Annotated in this window: 11 protein-coding genes; 5 read left to right on the plus strand and 6 right to left on the minus strand. The window is 59.2% G+C overall.

What is annotated here, in order from left to right:
- Positions 1–28: 28 nt before the first annotated feature.
- Genes odhB through RM533_RS03025 form a run of 3 tightly spaced genes read left to right on the plus strand, consistent with a single transcriptional unit; the run spans position 29 to position 3,342 of the window.
- Positions 29–1,267: a 2-oxoglutarate dehydrogenase complex dihydrolipoyllysine-residue succinyltransferase gene (gene odhB, locus RM533_RS03015; RefSeq protein WP_311339736.1), complete on the plus strand. Its 1,239-nt coding sequence runs from the start codon at positions 29–31 to the stop codon at positions 1,265–1,267.
- 38 nt (positions 1,268–1,305) lie between these two features.
- Positions 1,306–2,709 carry a dihydrolipoyl dehydrogenase gene (lpdA, locus tag RM533_RS03020; RefSeq protein WP_311339737.1) on the plus strand — a complete coding sequence of 468 codons (1,404 nt, stop codon included), beginning with the start codon at positions 1,306–1,308 and terminating at the stop codon, positions 2,707–2,709.
- An 18-nt stretch (positions 2,710–2,727) separates the two neighbouring features.
- Complete coding sequence (locus RM533_RS03025; protein WP_311339738.1) at positions 2,728–3,342, plus strand: trimeric intracellular cation channel family protein; 615 nt, start codon at positions 2,728–2,730, stop codon at positions 3,340–3,342.
- 70 nt (positions 3,343–3,412) lie between these two features.
- On the opposite strand, the gene RM533_RS03030 is transcribed toward RM533_RS03025, so the two are convergent.
- The 6 genes from RM533_RS03030 to RM533_RS03055 form a co-directional block, all read right to left on the minus strand.
- Positions 3,413–4,207: a LysR family transcriptional regulator gene (locus RM533_RS03030; RefSeq protein ID WP_311339739.1), complete on the minus strand. Its 795-nt coding sequence runs from the start codon at positions 4,205–4,207 to the stop codon at positions 3,413–3,415.
- Between the two features lie 94 nt (positions 4,208–4,301).
- Positions 4,302–4,700, minus strand: a complete 399-nt coding sequence (gene apaG / locus RM533_RS03035) for a Co2+/Mg2+ efflux protein ApaG (RefSeq protein ID WP_311340150.1) — start codon at positions 4,698–4,700, stop codon at positions 4,302–4,304.
- A 55-nt stretch (positions 4,701–4,755) separates the two neighbouring features.
- Positions 4,756–5,964, minus strand: coding sequence for a trans-sulfuration enzyme family protein (locus RM533_RS03040; RefSeq protein ID WP_311339740.1), 1,209 nt, complete (start codon positions 5,962–5,964; stop codon positions 4,756–4,758).
- On the minus strand, positions 5,961–7,016 hold the full coding sequence (gene leuB, locus RM533_RS03045; protein ID WP_311339741.1) for a 3-isopropylmalate dehydrogenase: 1,056 nt from the start codon (positions 7,014–7,016) through the stop codon (positions 5,961–5,963). The genes RM533_RS03040 and leuB overlap by 4 nt, the downstream gene beginning before the upstream one ends.
- Positions 7,013–7,633 (minus strand): DNA repair protein RecO, encoded by a 621-nt coding sequence (recO, locus tag RM533_RS03050; RefSeq protein ID WP_311339742.1) that lies wholly within the window; start codon positions 7,631–7,633, stop codon positions 7,013–7,015. Before recO ends, leuB begins: the two co-directional genes overlap by 4 nt.
- A gap of 201 nt (positions 7,634–7,834) precedes the next feature.
- Positions 7,835–10,819: a TonB-dependent receptor plug domain-containing protein gene (locus RM533_RS03055; protein ID WP_311339743.1), complete on the minus strand. Its 2,985-nt coding sequence runs from the start codon at positions 10,817–10,819 to the stop codon at positions 7,835–7,837.
- Between the two features lie 345 nt (positions 10,820–11,164).
- Between RM533_RS03055 and RM533_RS03060 the strand changes: the two genes are divergently transcribed.
- Positions 11,165–14,230: a TonB-dependent receptor domain-containing protein gene (locus RM533_RS03060; protein WP_311339744.1), complete on the plus strand. Its 3,066-nt coding sequence runs from the start codon at positions 11,165–11,167 to the stop codon at positions 14,228–14,230.
- A 112-nt stretch (positions 14,231–14,342) separates the two neighbouring features.
- Positions 14,343–15,599: a sensor histidine kinase gene (locus tag RM533_RS03065; RefSeq protein WP_311339745.1), complete on the plus strand. Its 1,257-nt coding sequence runs from the start codon at positions 14,343–14,345 to the stop codon at positions 15,597–15,599.
- The last annotated feature ends 37 nt before the right edge of the window (positions 15,600–15,636 follow it).

A 15,636-nucleotide genomic window follows, 5' to 3' on the forward strand; every position in this document is an offset into this window, starting at 1 on the left:
AGCACGACCGCGAAAGGACGCGCAAGCGATGAGCACCGAAGTCAAGGTTCCCACTCTGGGCGAAAGCATTTCCGAAGCCACTATCGGCGAATGGCTGAAGCAGCCGGGCGATGCGGTGGCGCAGGACGAACCGGTCTGCAGCCTTGAAACCGACAAGGTCGCCATTGACGTCAATGCGCCAGTGGCGGGCATCATGGGTGATTTGCTGGCCGCGGTCGGAGACAATGTCGAGGTCGGCGCGCTAATCGCCCGGATCGAGGATGGAGCCGGTGCAGGCGCCAAGACAGTGGCGCCGCGCAATGAGGAAGAGCCCGCGCCGAAGAATGATGACAAGACCGCCGGGCAGCAGAGTGATGTCGCCGACGCAGCGGTTCTGTCGCCTGCGGTTCGGCGTGCGGTGCTGGAGCACGGGATTGACCCTGCCAGCGTGAAGGGCAGCGGTCGTGACGGTCGCCTGACCAAGGATGATGTGCTGGTTGCAGCCAAGGCACGGGACAGCGATTCTGCCATCACTGCCGATGATGCTGCCAAGGCTGCGCCGACATCCACTTCTGCCGCTGACGAGGACCGCAAGGTCGAGCGGGTCAGGATGACACGCCTGCGTCAGACAATCGCCAAGCGGTTGAAATCTGCGCAGGATAACGCGGCGCTGCTGACTACTTTCAACGACGTTGACATGTCCGCCGTGATCGAGGCGCGAACTCGCTACAAGGATTTGTTCGCCAAGAAACATGATGTCCGGCTTGGCTTCATGGGGTTCTTTGCAAAGGCGTCCTGCCTTGCCTTGAAGGACATTCCTTCTGTCAACGGACAGATCGACGGTGATGAAATCGTCTATCATGAATTCGTCGACATTTCAGTTGCAGTATCGGCGCCGAACGGCCTGGTTGTTCCGGTGGTCCGCAACGCTGACCGCAAGAGCTTTGCCCGGATTGAAAAGAACATCGCCGAGTTTGGGCAGAAAGCCAAGGACGGCACGCTCACCATGGATGACATGAAAGGCGGCACCTTCACCATTTCCAATGGCGGAGTGTTCGGCTCACTTATGTCGACGCCCATCATCAATCCGCCGCAAAGCGCAGTGCTTGGCCTTCACCGCATAGAAGATCGGGCGGTGGTCATTGATGGCAAGGTTGAGGTACGACCGATGATGTACATCGCCCTTTCATATGATCACCGCCTGATCGATGGACGAGAAGCGGTTACTGCGTTGAAGATCATCAAGGACGCCATCGAGGATCCAACACGCCTGTTGATCGATCTTTGATCTTCGCCACTCTGGGTTTGTTCTGAACGGGATTGAAAATGTCCGAGTTTGATTTTGACGTTATCGTGATCGGCGCAGGACCGGGCGGTTATGTCGCGGCCATTCGTGCGGCGCAGTTAGGGTTGAAAACTGCATGCGTGGAAAGCCGCGAAACACTTGGCGGCACCTGTCTCAATGTTGGATGCATTCCATCAAAGGCGTTGCTGCACGGCTCTGAACTGTTTGCAGAAGCACAAGAAGGAACGCTGGCGAAGTTCGGCGTCAAGACGGAAAAGGTCACTCTCGACCTCGAAGCGATGCAGGGTGAAAAGGCAACCGCAGTCAAGGAACTGACGGGCGGCATCGCTTTCCTGTTCAAGAAGAACAAGATCACGTGGCTCAAAGGTCATGCAGGTTTTGTCGACAAGCACACGCTGCAGATTGGCGATCAGCGCCACACCGGCAGGAACATCGTCATTGCAACCGGATCGTCGGTAACCCCCCTTCCCGGCGTGGATGTCGATAATGAACGCGGCGTGATCGTGGACTCGACTGGCGGTTTGGCCCTGAAGCATGTGCCGGACAGGATGATCGTGATCGGTGGCGGCGTCATCGGCCTGGAACTGGGCAGCGTATGGCGGCGGCTTGGCGCAAAAGTTACTGTAGTCGAATTTCTCGATCGCCTGCTGCCAGGCCTTGACGAGGATGTCCGCAAGGAAGCGGGTAAGATCTTCAAGAAGCAGGGGATGGAGCTGAAGCTGGGCAACAAGGTCACCGCGGTTGCTGTCGAAGGCGACACAGCAAAGGTAACGATCGAGCCGGCCAGCGGCGGGCCTGCCGAAACGATAGAAGCCGATTGCGTGCTGGTTGCCATTGGACGGCGCCCGAATACCGACGGACTTGATCTTGAATCGGCCGGGTTGGAGACAAACGAGCGCGGGCAGATTGTTCCTGATCAGCAATTCCGCACCAGGGTCGACAGCGTCTGGGCGATCGGCGACGTGATTCCCGGCCCGATGCTGGCGCACAAGGCCGAAGATGAAGGCATTGCGGTTGCGGAAAACATCGCAGGCGAACATGGCATTGTGAACCATGCCATCATTCCCAACGTCGTCTACACCATGCCTGAGATGGCTGGGGTCGGCCTGACAGAAGCACAGGCGCGGGATGCCGGACACGAGATCAAGATCGGCATGTTTCCGATGATGGCGAACAGCCGCGCGAAGACCAACCGTGAGCCGGACGGTTTCGTGAAGATCATTGCAGATGCGAAAACCGATCGGGTACTTGGCGGATGGTGCATCGCCACACTTGCAGGAACGATGATCGCCCAGATCGCGCAAGCTATGGAGTTCGGGGCGACCAGTGAGGATATTGCGTATACCTGCCACGCACATCCGACTCATTCCGAAGCCATAAAGGAAGCCGCCATGGCGGTTCGTGGTAAGCCGATCCACGTCTGACAGCGAAGGTTTGTCTGCATGAACCCGCCGGCATTGCCGCCGTTCCTTGACCTGACAGGAACGGCGGTGTTTGCCCTTACCGGCGCACTGCTGGCCGCGCGTCTGCGGCAAAGTTTCGTCACCATGCTGTTTTTTGCGCTGGTTACGGGGGTGGGCGGCGGAACTGTGCGGGATCTGCTCATTGATGTACCCGCGTTCTGGGTTCATGATGCATGGGTCGCGCCGGTGGTCCTTGGCACAGCATTGCTGGCATGGTTCACGCCCGCACATTGGTGGGAAGGACGATTGCTGGAATGGGCCGATGCCGCTGGCCTTGCCGCATTTGCGACCCTGGGCACGGCCAAAGCGCTGGCGTTTGACGTTGCCCTGTTCCCGGCAATTATTCTGGGGATAGTGTCGGGTTGCGTCGGAGGGATCATTCGCGATGTTCTTGCTGGGGTCCCATCAATCCTGATGCGCCCGGAACTTTACGTGACAGCCGCTGCAGTGTCTGCAGTTATCTGTGCAATGGGAACCTTGCTGGATCTGAAGCAGACGATCGTCTGGTCTGTGGCAGCACTTGCCGGGCTCATGCTGCGTGGCGCAGCGATGATCTGGCGGATTGAATTACCGCCCTACTCGCGCGTGGACTGAGGGATCATGATACCAGATTGTCTGAGTGCCCACGGTTCTTGGGCATAGAGGGCATCGGGTGCCAGCACGATCAGGACGGCTCGGTAAGGAAATCGACCAGAGCTTTCATCTTGCGCTGTCGCCACTGCGGCCGAGGGGCAACCAGCCAGTAGGTGGTGTTCGTCGCTTCCGCTTCTCCAAGCGCGATCATCGCTCCACTCTTCAGAAAAGATTCCACGAGTGGATAGGGCAAAAGCGTACGCCCGAGGCCACCAAGCACTGCTGACAACGCCTGGCCAGTTGCGCCGACCTCAATGGCAGCTTCGACACCCGAAGGCGCGGGTCCGCCAGGCCACGCAATCCAGGCGGCTGCAGCATCGGGTGCCGACACAGCGATGCGGCGTCCCGGTGAGAGCGCAATTCCTTCCAGATCTCCCGGCCCTTCGGCAAGGCGTACCGCAAAATCGAGATTGGCTTCGGTGAAATCAGCGCGCTGCCCGCCCGCCATGTGGAAGCGCACATCAGGATGCTGATTGCGATATGCAGCCAGGCGCGCGGCCAGCCAGGCGCCAAAGAAATCACGAGGCGCGGCAAAAGTAAAGAACTGGCTCGATTGGCCGGCCTGCATGGCCTGCACCGCTTCTTCGAACCGCAGAAAACCTTCGCGCAGCGGATCCAGGCCGGAGATTGCCTCGTCAGTCAGCTCCAGTCCTTTTGGCGTCCGGCGGAAAAGAATGACGCCAAGTGCATCTTCAAGCGCACGGATCTGCTGCCCTACCGCAGCGGGCGTGACCGCCAGTTCGTCCGCAGCACGCGTGAAAGACAGATGGCGTGCCGCAGCATCAAGAACGCGCAAACCATTCAAAGGCAGATGTGTTCGCTTCAAGTGCGCGCAAGCCTTGTCCAGCACAGCTGATCGTCAGAACCGCAGCAATGGAAGAAGGATCTGGTCATGCAGTTCAGTACAAGCGCGGCTGCGATCATCGGGTCGTCGCAGGAGCTTCCAACGGAAAGAAGGGGATTGCCGCTTCGAACAGGGAGCCGTCATCCCGCCGGAATGTATAATGCCCCTCCATCGTTCCATGGGAGGTTTGAAGCGGACATCCGGAGACGTAGTCGTAGCTTTCGCCGGGCTCAAGATACGGCTGCTCGCCAACCACTCCATCGCCGTCGACGAAGGAGGTCCTGCCGTTGGCATCGGTGATGCGCCAGTGCCGCGTCAGCAGGTGCACCGGCTCCTGCGATCCATTCTCGACCCGGATATGATAAGCCCAGAACCAACGTCCGGCTGCGATGCGCGACTGCTCGGGCAGGAAGCTCGCGGCAACCCGGATGGTGATCCCGTGTGTCAGGGCGGCGTGGTCAAAAAGCTGGTTGATCATGACAGGTGCAAGCCTAACGCGGTTTTGATCCTGCGGCAAACGCTCGATGAAACTACAGTCCTGCACCTTGAAGGGCGCGATCAAGATCCTCCATCAGATCCTCCGGGTCCTCAAGGCCGACATTGAACCGGATCATTCCTTCGCTGACGCCCATTTCGCGGCGTGTCTCGGCACCCACGGAATGATGTGTTGTGGATGCAGGATGACACATCAGGGATCGCGCATCTCCGATGTTGTTGGAGATATCGATGAGGTCAAGTCCGTTGAGAAGGGCGTGAGCCTGTTCCCGGCCACCTTCCAGGACAAAGGAAAAGATGCAGCCGGGCATTTCCATCTGGCTCATGGCCAGGGCATGTTGCGGATGGCTTGCCAGACCAGGATGCAACACTTGCGGTACGCGTGCCTCGATGAAGGCCGCGACCTTGAGTGCGTTTTCAGATTGGCGTCGGGCACGCAGCTCCAGCGTTTCCAGTCCCTTCATGACAATCCAGGCACTGAATGGCGAAAGATTAGGGCCTGTATTGCGCTGAAACGGAAGCAGAACCTCATTGATGAACTGTTCGGAACCACAGATGGCTCCGGCCAAGACACGGCCCTGCCCTTCCATCAGCTTGGTTGCGGAATAGGCAACGACGTCAGCCCCCAGTTCAAGCGGACGCTGCATTACCGGGGTGCAGAACGCATTGTCCACGACAGAAATGATCCCATGTGCCCTGGCAATGGCACAAACGGTTCGCAGGTCAACAATATCGAGAGTCGGATTTGCCGGCGTTTCAAAAAAGAACACCTTGGTGTTGGGCCGCACCGCCTGCTCCCACGCATCGTTGTCAGTGGAATCGATCGTCGTGGTTTCGATCCCGAAACGTGGCAGCAGGCTGTCGACCAGCCACCGGCATGAACCGAAAGCTGCCCGGGCGGCAACGACATGGTCGCCGTTGGACAGCTGGCATAGCAACGCCGCAGTCATTGCCGCCATTCCCGATGCCTGGGTGCGGCATGCCTCTGCCCCTTCCATGAGGGCGATACGCTCCTCCAGCATGGCTACGGTGGGGTTCTGCAGGCGGGAATAAGTCATTCCGTCTGCTTCGCCTGCAAACCGCGCAGCCGGCGTTTGCGCGTCATCATAGCTATACCCCGAGGTCAGAAACAGCGCCTCGCTCGTTTCCCCCTGCTCGGACCGCCAGGTTCCGCCGCGCACCGCGCGCGTTGCCGGCCGCCAGTTGCGCGTTGTCGCGCGATCCATGCCGGTCGTGCGCTTCACAGCCGCTCCAGCACGGCGTCGCCGATCTGCGATGTACTGGCATCGCCGCCAAGGTCGCGACCAAGCACACCGTCACGCAAAGTCGCAGCTACGGCCCGCTCCACCTGGTCCGCTGCGGCCGCCTGACGGAGGGAATGACGCAGAAGGTCGGCGGCGGACAAGATCGCAGCCAAAGGATTTGCAATGCCCATACCGGCAATGTCGGGGGCGCTGCCGTGGATCGGTTCGTAAAGGCCGAAAGTCCCATGTTCGGTCGCGCGTTCGCCCAGCGATGCTGAGGCAAGTAGCCCAATGGATCCCACGCACATCGATGCCTGGTCTGAAAGAATATCGCCAAACAGGTTGCCGGTAACGATCACATCAAACTGACCGGGGTCCCGCACCAGCTGCATGGCGGCATTGTCGACATAAAGATGGCTCAGCGTGACATCAGGATAGTCTTGGCCGGTTTCAATAACGACATCGCGCCACAACTGGCTGGTTTCCAGAACATTGGCCTTGTCGATCGAACACAGCCGTCCTTGCCGTTTGCGAGCGGCTTCGAAACCGATGATCGCGATCCGCCGGACTTCACTCTCGTCGTAGGACATGACATCATAACCACGACGCAGGCCGGAGGCCGTTCGCTCGGTGCCTTTCTTGCCGAAATATATGTCGCCGTTAAGCTCTCTTACGATAAGCAGGTCGATGGCACCTGCAATGGCAGGTTTGAGCGCGCTTGCACTCTCCATGCCACCGAACATTTTTGCCGGTCGCAGATTGGCAAACAGCCCCAACGCCTTGCGCAGACCGAGCACAGCTTGTTCGGGTCGCAGGTGGCGGTCAAGCTGGTCGTATCGGGGGTCGCCCACCGCTCCGAACAGGATGGCATCGGCTTCGGCGGCGCAAGCAAGCGTTTCTTCGGGAAGCGGATGGCCATGTCGCTGGTAAGCGTATCCACCGACATCGCCGACGAGCAGGGACAGCGGGAGCGGCAGATGCTGCAGCACTCTGACCGCCTGTTCGGTCACTTCGGGCCCTATTCCGTCGCCGGCGAACACTGCAATCTTCATGCTACCCCCGTAATCCTGTCAAGCCGATGCATCAGCAGGTTGCGTGCCGCCATAACATCCGCACGTGTGCCTGCAAGGAGATGATGTTCGACAAGGCGGCCCTGTTGCTTGAGTAGTGCCAGCGTTTCAGTCCAGCATACCCCTGCTCCCGTCAGGAGATTGTCGCTACGCGTGCCATAACCCATCTCGCGCAGCAGCAATGTTTCAAAACGCAGCAAGGCCGGCGTCCAGCCCCGTGCCGAGGGGGCGTGGCAGATCGCGTCCAGCAGGGGTTGCAGTGCATCATAGATGCGCGGGCAGGCCTGCCGCTCCGGCAGGGTCACTGCGGCAAGAGCCGTAACCCACTGTATCGCGGCGGCAGGAAGCGGCTCGGTCATCCACAAGGCCCGGCTCGTCACCAATTCAGTCCTGAAGAAGGGAAGCTGATGCGCGTTCTTCATCGTGATGGTGGCGGCAACGGTATTGCCCGGGATGAGTACCGGCCGCAGCATTCGTCCCCTGCCACCAGCGATATAGCCGGCGATCAAGCCTGTTTCCTGTGTCAGAAGCCGCGCGATGCTGGCAGTTTCGCCATGCGGGCGCGCCGCGCACACGATTGCGGTCATGCGAACTTGCATCAACGCTGCATGCCTGTCTGCGCGGTTACAGGCAAGGGCTGCCATCAGGTCGACGGCCGGCTGCTGAAGACCGGTCGAAGCCTGGGCGGCGCTTCCGTTGCAAGGGCGTGCAAGCACAAGCGCCTGCAAGAAAATGGGTCGGCAAAAAAAAGGGGCAGCGTTGCCGCCACCCCTCTTTCCATCTTGTCTACGGTGAGACGATCAGAAGGTAACCTTCGCTGTCACACCATACCGGCGACCCAGTGGGTCATAGGTCGAAGGATAAATGTTACCGCTGTTATAAGCAGTCGAGCCAATGGTGCTGCCGACAACCTTTGGCTTGTTATCCAGCATGTTGATGGCCGTTGCGATGATCGTGAAGTTCTCCAGCACCTGTGCACGGATGCTCAGATCGAAATAATGCTCCGATCCGATGCTGGTGAAATCCTCGATCGGGAATGGCCGAACGCCGGCAGCATTCGGCTGATTGACAAGCGGCTCAACCTTCACGCCATCGATGAAGCGCCACAGCAGCGACACATCGACATCGCCGAAGCCCAGCGTGGTGCGCTGATTGAACGAGAACTCCGGCTGAATGGACGAACAGTTGATGCTGTAGAACCCTACGCACTCGCGGTTGAGCGATTCTGGATCATTCTCGTTCGCGTTGAAGCGACTGCGATTGGTCCAGTTGCCCTGGAAATTAAGGTTCAGGTTGAACGCACCGAACTCCTGACCGTAGTTCATCACCACATCGATACCATCGGTTTCGATCCGGCCCTGGTTGGTAAGCACCAGCGGCAGGCCGGGCGTTGTGCCGACCGAACCAAACAGGTTGCCCGTTGCCGGATTGCGGCGAATGGACGTGCAGGCCGGGTCGCTTGCAGAACCTGTACCATTAAGTTCGGGACCAAAACAGGCGCCCAGCACATCGCCGATCGTTGGGTTGGTGATCGCGTTAGTAACGACGATGTTGTAATAATCGACCGTGGCCGTGAACCCGCGGAAGAAATCAGGCCGCAGCACTACGCCCGCTGTCCAGACCGTCGCATCTTCGGAACTCAGGTTGAGGTTGCCGCCTGTGGTGACGTTCACCTGCCCGGCCGGATCCACCTGGATCGAACCGATCGACGTTACAGGAGCGCCTTGCGCAAGGCAGGTGGCCCGCAACGCATCACTGGTGAGCGGCGCTGCACCCGCGCATGGATCGACAGTGAAGTTGTCGAGCCCCGTGGTCGGCACATCGAACAATTCACCAATGTTGGGCGCGCGTGTCACCTGCTGATAATTGCCGCGAACCTGAAAACCTTCAACAGGTGTCCAAGATCCACCCGCCTTCCAGGTGAACTCGTTCCCGGTCGTCGAGTAATGCGAGTAACGAGCACCTGCCTCGAGCAGCAGCTCTTCGAAAAATGCCACATCGCTCAGGATCGGTGCCGCAATTTCGCCGAAGAATTCATAAACGTCATATTCACCCGACACATCGGGACTTGCCGCGCCATTGCCCAGCACTTCGCCCGGCGTCTGCGACAGCAGGTCGGAAACCGATTCTGCCGTGTACTTGCGGTATTCAAAACCGCCTGCAACGCCAAGCGGGAGATCGGAGCCGGGGCTTACCGCGCCCAGATCGCCGGAAACGAACGCCTGGAACTGACCAAGCGAAGTCTTCGTCGCGCCGCTGTTGCCGACATCGAGGAAGTCCCGCACGTCTTGGGAGATGCTTCCCGCCGGTCCGAACAGGTTGATCGGAACGCAAGCATTCGTCGTATCCAGGCAGGTGTCGGGATTCGTCGCCAGCACGGCCTGTTGCAAACGCGTGAACGTGCCGTTGCCGCTCTGCCGCTGCGTGTTTTCGCTCTCACCGTAGGCACCGAACATTTCCCAGTTCAGCGCCGAAGTCAGTTCGCCACGCGCACCGCCCTTGATCTGGAACAGCTGCGTTTCATATTCGCTGACGCGCGGGCCGAACTCCACGAACCGGCGACCGTAATCGAGCCCGACCGTGCGATAATCCTCGTCATCGGGATCAGTGGCAACGGCTGCTGCGTTACACTCGGCTTGAGAGAACAGCGGCTGCACCCCGGCAGCTTCGGCATCGGTGTCAAGGCCGCAGATCTGGTTGCGGATGCCGGCGTTCAGGAACGGGTTCGACAATGGCGTTGTCAGCACGTTACGAAAAGTACCGGACGGCGCAATTTCGGTCTGCGTCGTGCTCTGTACGAACAGGGATTCGCCGAACACTTCAATTGCGTCGCTGATCTCATACCGCGCTGCGCCATACATGCGATATTGCTTGATCGGCAGCTGGTAAAGGTTGAGCGGATTGAAGTTGTACGGTCCGTAATAGGGCGTCAGCGAATTGCCGTCCGGCGCAACCTGCAGCGTGCCGCCGGTGGTGCCGGGAACGGTAATGACCGAAGGCACGGTTGTTGACGAACCACCCGCCTGGCCTGTCGTGGAGCTGATATTCTCCCGCCCGAACGCGCGATCTCCTTGCGTCACCGCGTCACGATTGGTGTAGCCGATGCTGAACACCGCATTGCCGCGGTCATCGTCAAAATTGGCGCCGAGCAGCAGGTCGGCACGAAAGATGTTCCCATCACCCTTCTCGGTGATCTGCTGGGTGGCAGACGCTTCCATGCCGGAAAAATCGTCGCGGGTGATGAAGTTGATCACACCTGAAATCGCGTCCGCGCCATAGGTTGCGCCGGCACCGCCGGTCAGGACGTCGGTGCGCTGCAGCAATGCGACGGGAATGACGTCGATGTTGGTGATACCATCAAGGCCAGCTGGAACGACGCGGGTGCCGTTGAGCAGCGTGATATTGCGGTTTTCGCCAATGCCGCGAAGGTTGACAAAAGTGTTGCCGCCGTTGCCGTTGTTCACCTGTGCGCCAAGGCTTGGAACCACGCCGGGAATTTCGCGGATGACATCCTCGACCACCACGGTCTGCTGCAATTCCAGTTCGTCAGATGTGACGACCGCAACCGGGCTCGACTGCTCCAGGTTGGGATTGGAAATGCGCGATCCGGTCACGATGATGGCATTGTCGAACGGCGGTGTGGGGTTCGTGACCTGGTCAGAAGCATCGGGCACAACCTGCGCCTGCGCTGCTGTCGTTGCCGAAAGGCCCAGAGCAACCACCGCCACTGCGCGCAGTGCCGTTGAGGAACGCAAGCCAAACCGAACTGCTGGTGAAGATCTCATAGTCAGAACCCCTCTTCTGCTGTTTCGTCAAGGACGGCCGTGCCGCCTGCACGCATGTCGCCGTCGTTTGTTATGGCATCGGTATAGACGTGTTCATTTGAGGTTCAACTTTTCAGACCGCCAAGCCGCGCGCTCTGAAACGATTGTGAATGACACTGTGTCTGTTGCGCAACAGGTCGCAGTGAACGTCGCAAAAGGCGAACAAACGGGCTGGTGAAGATCGGCATTCTAAGCGAAATGAGCGCCATCTCATCACCTTGCGCCGCGTGCGCCGAGGCAGATGACAGCAAGCCAGTCACGATATTTCAGACAATGCTCACGAGATCCCCAGAGGGTAAGATAACCATGAAGCATACTTTCCAATCCATGTTGAAGACCGGCAGCAGCCTTCGTGCCGTTGCGGTTACAGGCGTGAGCCTCATTGCCTTCGCTGCCCACCCTGCGCTCGCGCAAGGTCAGCCGACACAGGAAAATCTGCAGGAAAACCGCGCGGCGCCTGCGGACTCCGGACTGATCATCGTGACGGGGTCGCGCATCGCAAGACCGACCGTTGAATCAACTGCACCCCTGCAGATCATTGATGATGCCGTGATCGACGAATCCGGCGCCACCAACATCCAGGAAGTGCTGCTTGAAAACCCGGTGTTCGGCACTCCTGCGCTGAGCCGCACCAACTCCGCTTTCCTGACCTCGGGAACCGGCGTCGCAACGGTGGATCTTCGTAACCTTGGTTCGGATCGCACGCTGGTGCTGATCAATGGTCGGCGGGTGGTCTCCTCGCTGCCGGGTTCGGCCACAGTCGATCTTAACGTGATCCCCACGCAGTTTGTCGAGCGGATCGACATCCTGACAGGCGGCGCATCGTCGCTGTATGGTTCGGATGCCGTCGCGGGCGTCGTCAACTTTGTCTACAAGCAGAACTTCAACGGTATCGAGGCAAACGGCCAATATGGCCTCACCGAAGAAGGCGATGACATCCGGTATCAGGCAAACCTGACAGCCGGCACCGACGTTGCCGATGGCAATGGCAACATCATGGTGCACTTTGGCTATTCCAACGAGAAGGGCCTGTATTCACGCCAGCGCAAGAACACGCGCGTGGATGATTATGACAAGTTCGCCTTTACAGGAGATCCTGCCGACTTTGGCACGTCGATCGCGCCATTCTTCTCGAGCTTTCCACCTCAGGGTCGGTTCATCACGAGCGGTGGAACGTTCACCTACGATGCCAACAACAATCTGCAGGCTGGGTTTTCCACCAACGGTCCTGACGTGGATGGCGACGGTTTCGGTGATGGCGGCCCGCTCGCCAATGGCTTCAACCGCCAGCAATTCCGCACGCTTGCGGTGCCGGTCGAACGTTACACCTTTGCCGCTGCCGGTGATTACGGCCTGACTGACACGATCAACGTGTTTTTCGAAGGCACTTTCAACAAGACGTCATCGTCACGCATCATCGAGCCGTTTCCGCTTGAGTCGGGTGGGCCAAACGGAGTGTTTCCATCGGGTGGCGGTTACAACATCGAAAACTTCGTGACGCGCGCTACCGCGGCTGGCGGTCAGGAACGCGTGATTGCCGCCAACCCGTTCGTTCCCGACGCGATCTTGAACGCGGCGACCGACAGCAACGGCGATGGCCTGCGTGACATCGGCTTTGCTCGCAGGCTTAGCGATTTCGGCCCCCGCAGCGGAACGACAGAGCGTGACTTCTACCGCTTTGTCGTCGGGTTCGACGGCACCATTGCCGACGAGCGGTTCCGCTGGGACGCGAGCTACAATTACGGTCAGGTTAACGAAAACCAGATCTCGTCAGGCCAGGTCAATGTCGTGAATTTCCGTGACGCACTTGCTGTTCAGCAGGACTTCGACGACGTGAACGGCAATGGATCGACGGAAGATCTCATCTGCGTCAACGCGGAAGCCCGCGCGAACGGATGCGTGCCGGCAAACATCTTTGGTGCAGGATCGCTTTCACCCGAGGCCGTTGCCTACATCCAGGCGCAGGGAACCTTCCAGACCGGCATCAAGCAGCATGTCGCTCAGGCGAACCTTTCCGGCTCCCTGCTGGAGCTTCCGGCCGGTCCGCTTGGAGTTGCCGTGGGTGCCGAGTACCGCAAGGAAGAAGCGTTTGAAGACAGCGACGCACTGACCAACGCGGGCTTGAACGCTGGCAACAAGATTCCCGACACACGCGGAAGCTTTGACGTCATCGAGGGATTTGCGGAAGTCAGCGTTCCCATCCTTGCCGATACGCCATTTTTCGAACTGCTTGAGGTCGGCGGCGCTGTTCGTGTGGCAAAATATTCTACTGTTGGAACGACCTTCAGTTACAATGGTACGGTCGCGTGGCAGCCCATCGAGGATGTGCGGGTACGGGGCACTTACGCCCGGTCCGTACGTGCTCCGAATGTCGCGGAACTGTTCTCCGGACTTTCGCAGACGTTCCCGTCCGGCATCACCGATCCGTGCGTGGGTGTCGGCCTGACCGGCGGCGGCGCGTTGGGCGACAACTGCCGTGCGGCACCGGGCGTTCTGGACAATATCCGGAACAATGGCGGTTCGTTCACGATCAATCAGGCTGATCTGCAAGGCATCAGCGGTTTCAACGGCGGCAACCCCGACCTCAACGAGGAGAAGGCGGACAGCTACACGGCCGGAGTGGTCATCAACCCACGTTCCATTACTGCATTGCGCAACCTGACCTTGACTGCGGACTACTACAACATCAAGATCGAAGATGTCATTGCCGCCTTCCCGCGTCAGTTCACGCTTTCGCAATGCTATGAGCAGGGTAACGACACGTTCTGTGACCTGATTACACGACGGCCCACGGGCACTGCTGTAAACAGTGCCGGTTCCATCGATCTGATCAACGCGTTGTCGGTCAATGCCGCAATTCTCAAGACCGAAGGCGTCGACGTTACCGCGAACTGGACCACCGGACTTGGCTTCATCGGCGATGATCGACTGGCGCTGCGTGTGGCTTACAACCATGTAATCAAGAATGATTACACGCCGTTGGCTGGTGAGGACGTCGATCCGTCAGCAGGCGAAATAGGTGACGCGAAGGACAGCTTCACTGCCAATGTCACCTACAGCAATGATGATGTCCGGATCGGCTTTACCGGAACATGGATTGGCAAGTCATACGAAGACGACCAGTTCTGCGCCGCTTACGATCTTGATCCAAAGTGCATCTCGGTTCCTGCCCAGTTCTATCTGGATATGCAGACCACATTCCTCGTCGACGATCACTTTGAGTTCTACGTCGGTGCAGACAATCTGCTTGACAACAACGCGCCCAATCTTCTTTCCGGCACCTCGTTTAACGTGACGGGTTCGGACACGGCAGCAGATGTCTATGACATTTTCGGTCGGCGTTTCTACGCCGGAGCACGCGTACGCTTCTAAGGCGAAGCACTAGGACAGGCAGGCGGTGGTCCCCAGGGGCCGCCGCCTGTTCCGTTTGTGCAAAAGACATTTGCCTGCTGTGCTTGACAGCAGCAGTGCTTTGCGTGCCACTATGATCGGGCCGCTAATGCAGACACGTCCTTCCCTCGTTCCGGGCTTCTTACTTGCCCTTGCCGGCGCTTGCGTCACCGGATGGATAGCGCGTGACTTCTGGCTGGCTGCGGGCATTCTGGTCGTCTGGGCAGCCTCGCTGCTGCTTACGCGGCCCCCGCCCGACAACAGCACCGCAACTATCGCCGGCACTCTCTTCCAGAAAGACCGCCTGCGCGACTTTCTCGAGCCGCTAGACCATCCCTATCTCGTCATGAAACACAAGCGAGTCATCCTCGCGAACCGGGCAGCGCGCGAAGTGCTGGGCGGCCACATCATCGACCAGGATATCCGCGTTGCGCTTCGTCATCCCGCTGCGGTTCGCCTGGTGCAGCAGGAAGGCGGGGGACATGCGCTCATAAGGGGGCTTACCGGCCCAAGAAGCATATGGCACATTGCACTGCTGCCTATCGACAGCGACAACACCATGATCGAGCTGGTAAATCGCACGGCCGAAGCGGACATCACCAGAGCGCACACTGATTTTGTCGCCAACGCCAGCCACGAGCTGCGCACGCCGCTCGCCTCCATCATCGGCTATGTCGAGACGCTGGTCGATAGTGGAGCCGGCGCAGCACCGGTCAGCCACGAAGCCCGCTCCCGTTTTCTCAAGACCGTCCTGCGGGAGGCGAGGCGGTTGCAAGCGCTGGTAGAAGATCTGATGTCGCTTTCCCGCATCGAAGCGGAGAAGCATGATCTGCCTAGCGTCAGCTTTGACATCGGCGAACTTGCGCAGACGGTCGTGGCGGACATGTCCCTGCTCGCAGGTGCAGGTCGGATACATCTGACAGCCGATACCGGGCCGATGCTGGTGCGTGGAGATCGTCAGCAGATCGAACAGGCGATGCGCAATCTGGTCGAGAATGCGCTGAAATACGGCAGCAGCGACACGCTGGTTGCCGTGCAACTGACTTTCACCGGCAGCAGCGGAGTCGAAATGTGCGTTACAGATAAAGGAGCCGGCATCCCGCCCGAGCATCTCCCGCATCTTACCCGACGGTTCTACCGTGCCGATCCGGGCCGAAGCCGCGCGTCGGGAGGCACCGGACTGGGCCTTGCCATCGTCAAGCACATTGTGGAACGGCATCGCGGAACGCTTGATATCCGCAGCACGCTTGGTACGGGCACAACCATTCGCATTGTGCTTGCCGCAGCAAGGCAAACGCCGTCGGACGACACGAAGGGCAATGCGTCTCGTCGTGTCACAAAGGTGTCATGAACGGCGGCTAGACGGTGGCATGGCAGCCGCAGGCAAG

Source organism: Croceicoccus esteveae, from assembly GCF_031846435.1.
GTDB lineage: Bacteria > Pseudomonadota > Alphaproteobacteria > Sphingomonadales > Sphingomonadaceae > Croceicoccus > Croceicoccus esteveae.